This window comes from Macrococcus capreoli (genome assembly GCF_025628935.1).
Lineage (GTDB): Bacteria > Bacillota > Bacilli > Staphylococcales > Staphylococcaceae > Macrococcoides > Macrococcoides capreoli.
On sequence record NZ_JAOTIS010000001.1, the window covers coordinates 134,418 to 146,854 of the forward strand.

General features: G+C 34.6%; 14 protein-coding genes. 8 read left to right on the forward strand and 6 right to left on the reverse strand.

The genetic code is table 11. The annotated features are described in order from the left end of the window. Positions 1-44 precede the first annotated feature (44 nt). Positions 45-749 (forward strand): pseudouridine synthase, encoded by a 705-nt coding sequence (locus OCL94_RS00700; protein WP_262993879.1) that lies wholly within the window; start codon positions 45-47, stop codon positions 747-749. Positions 750-873: 124 nt separating this feature from the next. Here OCL94_RS00700 and OCL94_RS00705 read toward each other — a convergent pair whose 3' ends face one another. Further along, positions 874-1,659: a TIGR00266 family protein gene (locus OCL94_RS00705; RefSeq protein ID WP_262993547.1), complete on the reverse strand. Its 786-nt coding sequence runs from the start codon at positions 1,657-1,659 to the stop codon at positions 874-876. A gap of 130 nt (positions 1,660-1,789) precedes the next feature. Between OCL94_RS00705 and OCL94_RS00710 the strand changes: the two genes are divergently transcribed. Together OCL94_RS00710 and OCL94_RS00715 are read left to right on the forward strand one after the other, a co-directional pair. Beyond that, positions 1,790-2,623 (forward strand): aldo/keto reductase, encoded by an 834-nt coding sequence (locus tag OCL94_RS00710; protein WP_262993548.1) that lies wholly within the window; start codon positions 1,790-1,792, stop codon positions 2,621-2,623. Positions 2,624-2,741: 118 nt separating this feature from the next. Continuing rightward, the gene (locus OCL94_RS00715; RefSeq protein ID WP_262993549.1) at positions 2,742-3,470 is read left to right on the forward strand and encodes a YwiC-like family protein; all 729 of its coding nucleotides are present in this window, start codon (positions 2,742-2,744) and stop codon (positions 3,468-3,470) included. A 33-nt stretch (positions 3,471-3,503) separates the two neighbouring features. On the opposite strand, the gene OCL94_RS00720 is transcribed toward OCL94_RS00715, so the two are convergent. The 5 genes from OCL94_RS00720 to queC all read right to left on the reverse strand — a co-directional run bounded on the left by OCL94_RS00720 (position 3,504) and on the right by queC (position 6,336). After that, positions 3,504-3,758, reverse strand: a complete 255-nt coding sequence (locus tag OCL94_RS00720; protein ID WP_262993551.1) for a GlsB/YeaQ/YmgE family stress response membrane protein — start codon at positions 3,756-3,758, stop codon at positions 3,504-3,506. A gap of 124 nt (positions 3,759-3,882) precedes the next feature. Next, positions 3,883-4,485: a hypothetical protein gene (locus OCL94_RS00725; protein ID WP_262993553.1), complete on the reverse strand. Its 603-nt coding sequence runs from the start codon at positions 4,483-4,485 to the stop codon at positions 3,883-3,885. A 65-nt stretch (positions 4,486-4,550) separates the two neighbouring features. After that, positions 4,551-5,261: a 7-carboxy-7-deazaguanine synthase QueE gene (gene queE / locus OCL94_RS00730; protein WP_262993555.1), complete on the reverse strand. Its 711-nt coding sequence runs from the start codon at positions 5,259-5,261 to the stop codon at positions 4,551-4,553. Beyond that, positions 5,258-5,668: a 6-carboxytetrahydropterin synthase QueD gene (queD, locus tag OCL94_RS00735; protein ID WP_262993881.1), complete on the reverse strand. Its 411-nt coding sequence runs from the start codon at positions 5,666-5,668 to the stop codon at positions 5,258-5,260. The genes queE and queD overlap by 4 nt, the downstream gene beginning before the upstream one ends. Beyond that, a complete protein-coding gene (gene queC / locus OCL94_RS00740; RefSeq protein WP_262993557.1) occupies positions 5,668-6,336 on the reverse strand; it encodes a 7-cyano-7-deazaguanine synthase QueC in 669 nt (222 codons plus the stop codon). Before queC ends, queD begins: the two co-directional genes overlap by 1 nt. A 187-nt stretch (positions 6,337-6,523) precedes the next feature. Between queC and OCL94_RS00745 the strand changes: the two genes are divergently transcribed. The 5 genes from OCL94_RS00745 (at position 6,524) to ltaS (ending at position 12,373) form a co-directional block, all read left to right on the forward strand. Then, a complete protein-coding gene (locus tag OCL94_RS00745) occupies positions 6,524-7,102 on the forward strand; it encodes an anthranilate synthase component II (RefSeq protein ID WP_262993559.1) in 579 nt (192 codons plus the stop codon). Then, positions 7,086-8,873 carry a bifunctional anthranilate synthase component I family protein/class IV aminotransferase gene (locus OCL94_RS00750; RefSeq protein ID WP_262993561.1) on the forward strand — a complete coding sequence of 596 codons (1,788 nt, stop codon included), beginning with the start codon at positions 7,086-7,088 and terminating at the stop codon, positions 8,871-8,873. Before OCL94_RS00745 ends, OCL94_RS00750 begins: the two co-directional genes overlap by 17 nt. Positions 8,874-8,951: 78 nt before the next feature. Further along, positions 8,952-9,173: a hypothetical protein gene (locus tag OCL94_RS00755; protein ID WP_262993563.1), complete on the forward strand. Its 222-nt coding sequence runs from the start codon at positions 8,952-8,954 to the stop codon at positions 9,171-9,173. An 83-nt stretch (positions 9,174-9,256) separates the two neighbouring features. Beyond that, the gene (locus OCL94_RS00760) at positions 9,257-10,216 is read left to right on the forward strand and encodes a 5-oxoprolinase subunit C family protein (protein ID WP_262993883.1); all 960 of its coding nucleotides are present in this window, start codon (positions 9,257-9,259) and stop codon (positions 10,214-10,216) included. A 219-nt stretch (positions 10,217-10,435) separates the two neighbouring features. Then, entirely contained in the window at positions 10,436-12,373 is a 1,938-nt protein-coding gene (gene ltaS / locus OCL94_RS00765) for a polyglycerol-phosphate lipoteichoic acid synthase LtaS (protein ID WP_262993565.1), read from the forward strand. The last annotated feature ends 64 nt before the right edge of the window (positions 12,374-12,437 follow it).

Sequence of the window (12,437 nt, forward strand, 5' to 3'; positions counted from 1 at the left end):
AGAAGAGCTGAAATGCTCTTTCTTTTTTTGGAGGTTTTTATATGATGAGAATTAATAAATATTTATCAGAAGCAGGTGTATGTTCGAGACGTGGTGCTGATAAATGGATTGAAGCGGGTCGTGTTAAGATTAACGGTGCGTTTGCTGAAGTGGGTAGTAAAGTAGGAGACGATGATATCGTAACAGTTGATAATAAGGAAATTAAGCTGGAAAAAGGTTACGTATATTTAAAGCTGAATAAACCACGTGGTATTACATCTACAACGGAACGTCATATTAAAGGAAATATTGTTGATTTCGTTGGTCATAAAGAACGCATCTTCCATATAGGGCGGCTAGATAAAGATAGTGAAGGGTTAATATTGCTCACAAATGACGGTGATATCGTTAATGAGATCTTGCGTAAAGAAGGGAAACATGAGAAAGAGTATATTGTTACAGTCGATAAGCCGATTACTGATACGTTTATTAAGCAGATGGCAGAAGGTGTTGAAATTTTAGATACTGTGACATTACTAGCTGAAGTCACGAAAGTGAATACGAAGACATTTAAGATTATATTAACACAAGGGTTGAATAGACAAATCCGTCGTATGTGTGAAGCACTTGGATACGAAGTGAAACAATTGAGACGCTTACGCGTCATGAATATATTAGTCGATGATTTAAAGTTAGGGGAATGGAAAGACTTAACTGACAATGAGAAAAGTGTGTTATTTGAAATGTTAGGCTATCAGCCGAAGCGATAAACTGAATTGAGTGTGCTAGATGGTTGTGATAAACATCATATATCGCAACCATCTAACAAACAAAACCTAACTCACCTAAAAAGCATCCCATCAATGATGAGGGATGCTTTTGTACATGATATAACTATTCGCTAAATAAGTTGAATAAACCGCCGATGCCACCTTCTTCAGAAGACTTACCTGTTACAGGAGCTGCAGCAAAGATACGTGAAGCAAATCTTGAGAATGGTAATGACTGAATATACACTGTTCCTGGTCCTTGAAGTCGAGCTAAGAAGATACCTTCTCCACCGAATAACTTCGTCTTTAAGCCTGGTACTGTTTGAATATCATAATCTACATCTGGCGTCATACCAACTAAGCAACCTGTATCAACTAATAACACTTCACCTGGCGCAAGTTGGCGACGCATAATCGCACCACCTGCATGAATAAATGTCATGCCATCTCCTTGCAGACGTTGCATAATAAATCCTTCACCACCAAAGAATCCAGCACCTAAGCGCTTCTGAAAGGCAATACCAACACTCACACCTTGTGCTGCTGCTAAAAATGCATCTTTCTGACAAATAAATTCTCCACCAACTTCTGATAAATCAATGGGAATAATCTTACCTGGATAAGGTGCTGCAAAATAGACGTGCTGTTTCCCTTGACCACGGTTGGTAAATGTCGTCATGAATAAACTCTCACCTGTTAATGTACGTTTACCAGCTGCAAATAATTTATCCATAAAGCCAGTACCACCTGATGAAGAACCATCACCAAATATCGTCTGCATTTCAATAGCAGGATTGATCATCATCATCGCTCCAGCTTCTGAAATAACCGTTTCATTCGGATCCAATTCAATTTCAACATATTGCATATCATCGCCATAAATCTTGTAATCAATTTCGTGGTTGTTCATTGTTATATCCTCCAATTTATGATGTCACTTATATTATACAGAACTATGAAAGAATTCGCTTTCAATAACTGCATAACTTTTGAATTAATTGTTTATTAGACGTACACTTTACATAAAAGGAGTGAAACATATGTCAAATACGATAACATTAAATAACAATGTTGAAATGCCAATGCTTGGCCTTGGTGTTTACAAAGTGTCAGAAGAAGAAATGCAAAGTGTCGTTGACGCAGCAATCAAAGCAGGTTATCGTGCATTCGATACAGCGCACTTTTATTTCAACGAAGCATCATTAGGAAAAGCACTAAATAATAGCGGCATTCCACGTGAAGAATTGTTTATTACAACAAAGCTCTGGAATGATGATCAAGGCTATGACAAGACGAAAGCAGCGTTCAATGCTTCCCTTGAGAAGTTAGGATTAGATTATATCGATTTATATTTAATTCACTGGCCATGCCCGGATAATGATTTATTTATCGAAAGTTATCAAGCAATGGAAGCATTATATGCAGAAGGTAAGATTAAAGCAATCGGTGTCGCAAATTTCAAACAGCATCATCTTGAAAAGCTATTATCTGTTGCGAAAGTTAAACCTGTCGTCAATCAAATTGAATTTCATCCGGTATTTAATCAAAGTGAATTACAAGCATATTGTGAGGCACATGACATTAAAGTGACAGCATGGAGTCCATTAATGCGTGGCGGCGAATTATTTAACAATGAAATATTAAAAAGTATTGCCGAAAAATATCAAAAAACAGTCGCACAAATTATTATTCGATGGCACATTGATTGTGGCAGAATTGTAATTCCAAAATCAAGCAATCCAGACAGAATAGCTGAAAACTTTAACGTCTTTGATTTCGAATTGTCTGTCGATGATATTCGTGAGATTGATAGCTTAAATACAAATACAAGACAATTTAGAGATCCTGATGTCGTTAAAATTGGGGACATGTAAACGATAACCACAAAACTATAATCAAAAAATACCTCTTAAATATCCGTCATAAAATTGAGATATTTAAAGAGGTATTTTATTTATCTCTTTTAGTACAATAGTTGGTGAGGTGAAGACAATGAAATTTAAAAAACCAAATCAACACGGTGCCTGGGCAATGATTATTATGCCTGTGCTTTTCGGAATGTTTGCGAGTTCTTTTAACTTCTATCAAATATTATTCTTTGCTGCCTGGTTTATGATCTTTTTCTTTATCGATAATTTATTATTTTATGTGAAGCAACGTAAGAAGCAAATCGGTTACGTCAAAGGAAGTCTATTATTTCTTGCGATTGCAACGATATTACTCATTCCAGTTGTACTAAATGATTATCGTGTGCTCTTTTTCTTTTTAGCCATGTTGCCATTCGGTGCGATTAACTTATACTTTGCATCACAGCGTAACGAACGCCATATATTGAATGATTTCAGTGCGATTACAATATTCTCAATCGCAGGTGTATTAGCATGTTTTATTGGAACACATCAATTACATCATAATATGATTTATGTCTTTTTTATTAGCTTTTTATATTTTGTAGGTACAACATTTTATGTGAAGACGATGATTAGAGAGAAGAAGAATATTAAATATAAATATTTATCATTCGGATATCATACGTTAGGGGTTATTGCTGCATTTATGATTCATCCGTTAATCGGCATTGCGTTTATTCCAAGTTTAATCCGTGCAATTGTATTATACGGGAAACCATTAAAGCCGATGAAGATAGGCATCGCGGAGATTGGAAATGCAGTATTTATTACACTGTTTATTGGTTTGTTTATTACACAACACTTAAATTAATGCATAAAAAAAAGCCCATATGGGCTTTTTCTATTAACGACGTTTGTGCATCATTTGTAATACGATAGATACAATCGCAATTAATAATACAGTACCAACTAAAGCTGGAATTACATAAAAACCTAAAATTGGTGGTCCGAAATGTGGAATAAAATAATTACCAATTGATGAACCGATTAAACCAGCAATAATGTTACCGATCTTTCCACCTGGAATATCTTTATGCATGATTAAGCCAGCTAACCATCCAATTAAACCACCCATAATTAATGTAATAATAAAGCCCATATGATAAACCTCCTAATAATTTTCGCTTAGAATAAAAACGTTATAAGCATTTTATTTAAGCTTTTTGCTTATAGTAGTTAATACCCGGCATGCATATGTATAAACATATTAATGCAAAAATTATTTATGTTTCTTTAAAGAGGTTTACTTTCTTTATATAAATGATATATGCCAAACCGGTCATACTATAGATGAATCCGTATGGTAACAGCAGTGATAAAAGCATATAACTGAGTGTGAAAAATATTTCACCTAATTGTTTAGGGTGCTTGATATAACGATATGTATTGATTGAATCAATTTGAAACCATCGTACAGGTCGATCGACCTCCGATAATTGATATAGTATAAGGCCTAATATAAAAATAGAAACACTTAAATAGGCACTGGATTGATAAAGTGATTGATGTGATGTAGCGAGAATAAATGGTATAGCGATACTATTGATTGCTGTAAATATAAAGTGAATGAACGGATTAGGTACATATAATGTATAGTGTTCATAATGATAATAGCGTAAATATATATGGACGATACTCATCGTAACGATGAAAAGGACAAATGTTTTCGAAATAAAATTTGATTGTCCTACTAAAGGATAGTTCAGGAGGATAATAATGACATTGCTAAAAATCATCGGGATATAAGAATGTTTTAATTCTTTCTTATAGAAATATATAAATATTAAACTTGCAATTATAATATTAAGTAATAATATTTTTTCCAATATTTCTACCTCCCTTTTTATGTCACATAAAAGAATTATAACAAGTAAGACGTTTAATTCAAAGATTAAATGCCTTTTTTATTACTCCAGAGTAACGTATGCAATTGAGGTAACACAAATACGTCATTCATTGTATGATCCTGCATGACTTGATCAATAAGCGTTTCATAACGCGTTAATAACTTTTCAGTATGATGCTCAACACTGTCATCTAAATATGGATTTCCAACTTGTAAGTAAAATTTTATATTCGGGTAACGATGATGAATCATTTGTGCAAACTGATAATCTTCATCATTAAAGATCACTACTTTTAATGAGACTTTGTTATACTCAAGCTGATTAATCACAAAGTCCAGTTGATTGATATCCTGATTCATTTTAGAACTTGGTGGTTTCGGACTAATCGTTAACTGGTCGATTTCAGTCATCCACTGTTGAAATTTACTGCCTTGAGTTTCAAGTGCGACTTCAATATTTTTTGAATGTAACAATTCAACAAGCGCTGCAATATTTTTAATAAGCGCCGGATTTCCACCTGAAATCGTAACATGGTTGAAGTTATCAGGTGCTAAACTTTGAAGACGTTCATAAATGATATCTGCAGTTAACATTTCTATATCATCTTTCGCACTACCGTCCCATGTGAACTTCGAGTCACACCAGTCACATTTAAAGTCACATCCCGCTGTTCTGACAAACATCGTTTTTCTGCCGATAACTGCACCTTCACCTTGAATTGTCGGTCCGAATATTTCTAATACAGGTATTTTCATTGCACACCTCGATACACAACATAGCTCGTTGGTGTTTCTCGTAAGAAGATTTGTAAACATTTCGGTTGGTGCGGCAGTGTTTGTAAATGACTTTCAATCATATCAAAGATCGTTTTAGCGACAAGCTCAGTTGACGGCATCTTATCTTTAAGTTCAGGTAAATCATTAATCAATGTATGATCAAACGTATCGTTAATGATTGATTTAATATCTCTAAAATTCACTAAAAACCCCATATCGTCTAAATCATTGCCGGCGATTGTCACATTGACAAAATACGTGTGACCGTGCGTACGACTACACACCCCAGCACGTTCGTCTGGAATATAGTGTGCAGCAGAGAAATTCATATCTTTATTTAGTTCAAAAGCATAATTATGATTCACTTGAGGATAGATTTGTTGCATCATGATAAAACTTCCTTTTCATTTAAATAATCGTTTAGTCCTTTATTGCGTAATAAGCAGCTTGGACATTCTCCGCATCCATCTGCAGGAATGCCTTCATAACACGTTAATGTATTTTGTCTGACATAATCTAAACGTCCTAATGCATCTGCTAACGCCCATGTTTCTTTCTTATCCAGCCACATTAAAGGGGTATGAATTTCGAAATTCATGTCCATTGATAAATTAATTGTGACATTTAATGATTTAATAAAGTTATCGCGGCAATCTGGATAACCTGAGAAATCTGTCTCACAAACGCCCGTAATAATATGTTTCGCTTCAATTTGATACGCTAATGCAGCTGCAAAGCTCATAAATAATAAATTACGCGCCGGGACGAAAGTATTCGGGACGTCATTATCATGTGTAATTGCCACGTCGTGATTTGTTAATGCATTCGGTGATAGTTGTGACAATAAAGACATATCGAGTATGTGATGTTTAATATTTAAGTCTTGTGCAATTTGTTGTGCAATTTCTATTTCTAAAGCATGGCGCTGTCCATAATTAAATGTAACCACTTCAACATCTTTAAAGCGATCCATCGCCCAGAACAGACATGTTGTACTATCCTGGCCGCCACTAAAGACTACGAGTGCTTTATCTTGCTTTAATTGTTTTTCCATTTCTATTCCTCATTTCAATAAAAAAAGACACTTTCCCCTAGCAAAGTGTCGAACTAGTTTTTTATAGAGGGTGTGTGCTAGGAACCTCTTATTAAATTTCGTTTCTCATTATAACACATTAAAGCTATAATAAAATCATTAAATTAATAAAAGCGTTTTCTACTAATGAGATAAAAGAGGCATAAAAATGATATTAATGATTGATCACCACGATTCGTTTACATACAATATCGTGCATTATTTAGAACAACTGGATGCTGTTGTCGTAACGAAAACAATAGATGACTTAACAATAGACGCAATAGATCAAATGAAACCAACACATATTATTCTTTCACCGGGTCCAGGTCACCCGAAAGATGCACGATTTGCACATGAAGTATTACATCATTTCGCCGGACAAGTGCCGATACTCGGAGTTTGTTTAGGCTTTCAGGTGATTATGATGCATTATAATAATGAAATTCATCAATTACGTCCTGTACATGGGCATCAAGTAGATGTGTTTCATGATAACAGTATGTTGTTTCAAGGATTATCTTCACCTACGAAAGTAGCACGCTATCATTCGCTTGGCTCAAATCAGGAGGTAGATTTGCCATTGATAAAGACGGCATGGACGGCAGATGATATCATGATGGGCGTGCGACATGAAAGTTTACCGGTATATGGCATTCAATTTCACCCGGAATCGATATTAACGACAGATGGTTTGCGTATGTTACAAACGTTTATTAAAGGAGCAGCGTATGAGAGCGGAAATTAATTTTAAATATATCGATGAAATAGAGCGAACGTATCATTATAAACTCACACATCCGAAGCGTATCGTAAAGGTGAATGATGCAGTCGCGTTACAAAGTGCATTGCGTGAAGCGGAAGCAAGTCAGGATATTGTACTTGTCACGATGAAATATGAGGCAAGTAAGCTGTTCGATGCACGCTTAAAGACGAAAGCGATGCATAACGCTCATCATTTAGTAAAGCTTTATTATTTTGATCAGCCAGATGAATACACGGATGAAGTGAAGGAAAATGATACTGATACTAATACAGATACACCACAAGTGGCGTTAGATTTTGAGTTTATGCATGATAAGGCGCATATCATACAGCAAATTCAAGCGATACAACATGAAATTCGATTAGGGAATACGTATCAAGTGAATTACACGACGCGATTAACTGCAGCCAATCATGAGCGTAATTTATATCATGTTTATCAACAGTTAGCACATCATCACGGACGTTATACTGCATATATTGAAGACGATGAAGAAACAATTGTCAGTATATCACCGGAATTATTCTTTCAATATGATTTAAAGTCGAAAAGTGTCCTGACGAAACCGATGAAAGGGACGATGCCGACGAGTACAGATGCTATGCGTGACAAGAAAAATTATGAATTTTTGAAACAATCGACTAAAGATCAAGCTGAAAATGTAATGATTGTTGATTTATTACGCAATGATTTAAGTAAAATTGCGGCGCAAAGCAGTGTTCGTGTTCCACATCTTTTCACCATTGAAAGATATGCATCGGTTTATCAAATGACGTCAACAATTACAGCAAATATTGGAGAACATGGGCTGTATGATATCTTTAAAGCTTTGTTTCCATGCGGATCAATTACCGGTGCACCGAAGCAATCGACCATGTCGATTATTGAGCGATTAGAAGATACGCCGCGTTCTATTTATTGTGGTGCAATCGGCTTAATTGTACCGAATGAAGTGGCAATATTTAATGTACCGATACGTACGATGGAATATCAACATGATAGTAATGCGGTTGTATATGGTGTTGGTGGTGGCATTACGATCGATTCAGATGCAGTGTTAGAATATGAAGAAATGGTCGCAAAGTCGAATGTACTGAAATATTTAGATAGCCCATCTTATGCAACAGGGGTATCTATACCAAAAGACTTTCATCTACCAAAAGATTTTCATTTAATCGAAACGATGCGACTCGAAGCAGGTCAGATTCAACGTAAAGATTACCATCAAGCGCGATTAATTAAAGCATTAAATCATTTTAATATTGAATGTGATACAACACAACTTAATCAGTTGTTTGAACAATCATTTGATCATCTTGATACACCTCAAATGTATCGGCTAACAGTGAGCTCGTCTGGGCAAATTGAGTCCGCAATTCGTCCGATGCCTACAATGATACATCAAGCGTCATTGAAACGTATGCAATTTAATGAACAGCAGTTTCACCAATATAAGACGTCAGTACGTTCGCAGTATGCATCTGATGGTTTGACATTATTTCATGATGGCGCGCAAGTCCTGGAATTTAATATTGGTAATCTTATGATTGAAAGAGACGGACAATACATTACATCAGCACATCCATATATATTAAATGGCTGCATGCGCCAATCGTTAATAGATAACGGCCATCTAATAGAGCAGGCAATCCCTCTTCAATCATTTATTGATGATTATGTATCAGGACGCTTACGTATTTATATGATTAACAGTTTGAGAGAGCAGGTTGAAATCGATTTAATCATTGAATAATGATAGTTAGTTTATTATTACAATTAAAAACGTTATAATAAATGCTAATCAATGTAATTACAGAAATAGGTGAAGAGAATGTTGAATTGCGTGTTAATCGTGTTGTTAATAGCAGGTTTATCTTTACTCGTTTATATAATGAATGGAATGATTATTCAGCGCTTTGAAGAAAATAAAATGAAACAAGCCATCACAATGGTTTACGGTACTATGTTTGCGTCCTTACTTATTGTCATGTTTATCGCTTTTTGTTTTAGAACAATTTTGATTGATATTGCCAATATATTCTACCGAACATAATCGGTAGAATTTTTTTTACGACTTACGACCGATGTTAAGACTTTATGAATAATGTAAATTTATTAAGAAGGGAACATGTGACCATGTCTATTATATTTCAAACAGCAGGTATTTATACGTCAATTCAGCAAATTGAAAGTAATACTAATGCAACACTCTCTTTAAATGGACCGTGTGATGCATTATCTCATATACTAGCCAATGCATTATTAGGCAATGATGTGAATACACCAACGATTGAAATGACCTTTCAGGCACCGACCATACATTTTAGAGAGCCGACTTTAATCGCATTGATGGGTGCAGAGTTCTATGCTTACACAGAAGATAAACGCATTATGCCAATGAAAGTGCATTTAATGGAGAAAGGCGAAACGTTGTATTTCGATCAGCCAAAGAAAGGTACACGTGTTTATATGGCGATTGCAGGTGGTCTGCAACTCGATGAAAGTCGTTTACAGCAATCGGATGACTATATTATTCACGAAGGTGCACGCTTCGAATTAACGCGAGGTTATACACCATTCCAGAAGAAACTCTTTGATAATTTATCAAAGCGAAAAGAAACCGCATGGGGGATTGACGCCTATTCTTTAGCTCGAATTTATTATTCAGATGTGTTTCATTTGTCAACGGTTGATGACACGTTACCTGAAGCCATTCAACAAGCGATGCAGGAAGATATTTATGTTGTGACGAACCGATTTGATCGCACAGGTTTTGTACTGGAAGGTAAAAAAATTGCATGTCAGAATCGTTTAAACACTCACACCATTGAACAAAGTGGAGCCGTACAAATTTCGGATAACGGTGAACTTGTTATTTCTTTAAAGAGTGCGCATCAAGATAAACATTATCCACACATCGCGAATATAGCACCGTATCATTTACCGAAACTCTCACAAAAGAAACCAGGTTCTAAACTTTACTTTAAATGGGTTTCGGATAGTGAGTTGAAGCGTCAGCAACGTAGTTATGAAAACTGGTTAAAGACAGTATTAACACAAATTGAATTTTTACATCAAAAAGAGTTAAATGTATAGACAAGTGTACGTAATTTAGTCACAATTTACACGAAAATGATAAAATCTGAGTAAAAATACTTGAATTTTGTCTTGAAACAGTATAAATTAGTATATTGTACACAGAAAAAATATTACGTTCGTGTTACAATAAATAATATAATGTAAATGTTGCGAACTTAAGATTAAAAATATAAATTGTACCATCGAAGAGATGAATATATTAATGGAGGAAATGAGATGAAAGAAAAGAAAATAACAATATTTATGTTTTTCTTATTAACAGTGCTTGCTGTTTCTATAAAAACATATTTTGCCTATTATATTGATTTGTCACTTGGTGTTAAAGGTTTAGTTCAAAATTTAATATTATTGATGAATCCATATAGTTTAGTTGCCTTGATATTAAGTGTATTTCTATTTTTTAAAGGCAAGAAAGCGTACTGGTTTGTGTTTATAGGAGGTTTCTTATTAACATTCTTACTGTATGCGAATGTTGTATATTTCAGATTCTTTTCTGATTTCATTACATTTAGTACATTAAACCAGGTGAGTAATGTAGAATCGATGAGCGGTGCTTTATGGAGCTCATTCAAATGGTATGATTTCATTTACTTCATTGATACGTTCATCTTCTTGTTTATTTTATTATTTAGAAAGTCATCATTAGCAAATCATTCATTTAAGAAGAAATATGTACCTGTATTAATGGGTGTTTCAATCGCGTTATTCTTCTTAAACTTAGCATTTGCAGAAACAGATCGTCCGGAATTATTAACACGTACATTCGACCATAAATATTTAGTGAAATATTTAGGACCATTCAACTTTACAGTTTATGATGGCGTGAAGACAATCCAGAATAATCAACAGAAAGCATTAGCAAGTTCAGATGATTTAACGAAAGTACAATCCTATACAAAGACGAAATATGCTGCACCAAACGGAGCAACATTCGGTATTGCAAAAGAGAAAAATGTGATTAAGATTCATTTAGAAAGTTTCCAGACATTCTTAATTAACTTTAAAGTGAATGGTCAGGAAGTAACGCCATTCTTAAATACGTTAGCGAGTGGCAATAAAGATTTCATTTATTATGATAATTTCTTCCACCAAACTGGACAAGGTAAGACGAGTGACTCTGAATTAACGATGGATAATAGTATTTTCGGTTTACCACAAGGTTCAGCGTATAGCTTGAAAGGTGATAACACATATCAATCTTTACCTGCGATTATGCATCAGAAACAAGGTTATTCAACATCAGTAATGCACGGTGATTACAAAACGTTCTGGAACCGTGATCAAATATATAAACATTTCGGTGTTGATAAATTTTATGATGCATCATACTATGATATGTCTGAGAAGAACTTAGAGAACTTAGGTTTAAAAGATAAAGAATTCTTTAAAGAATCTATACCGTTCCTGAAACAAGAAAAACAACCATTCTATTCACATTTAATTACATTAACGAATCACTATCCATTCACGATTGATAAAGAGGATGCAACGATTGATTCACCGAAAACAGGAAATCCGACAGTAGATGGTTATGTACAAACTGCACGTTACTTAGATGAAGCGGTGAAACAGTTTGTTACAGATCTTAAAAAAGAAGGCTTATATGACAACTCAGTTATCGTCATTTATGGTGACCATTATGGTATTTCAGAAAACCATAATAAAGCGATGGAGCAGTTATTAGGTCAGGAAATTACACCGACGAAATTTATGGACTTACAACGTACAGGATTATTCATTAAAGTACCGGGATTGCCTGGTAAAGTGGATCATACGTATGCAGGTCAAATGGACGTAGCACCAACAATCTTACATTTATTAGGTATTGATGCTAAACCATATGTAATGTTTGGTACGGATTTAATGTCTAAAGGACATAAAGATACTGTAGCATTTAGAAATGGTGACTTTATTAGTCCGAAATATAAATCGATTAACGGTGTGTTTTATGATAATAAGACGAATTTACCGTTAACAGATGATGCGAAGAAGAAAGAAGCACAGGAAATGAAGCGTGGCGTTGAGAAAGAATTAGAAATGTCAGATTCATTATTAAATGGCGACTTATTACGCTTCTACAATAATAAAGATTTCAAAAAGATTGACCCTACGAAATACACGTATATCAACGGTACTAAAGGGAAAGAGAAATAAAACTAATTCTGATATGAATATATTAAAACCACCCGTAAACCTGATATCAGGTTTACGGGTGGTT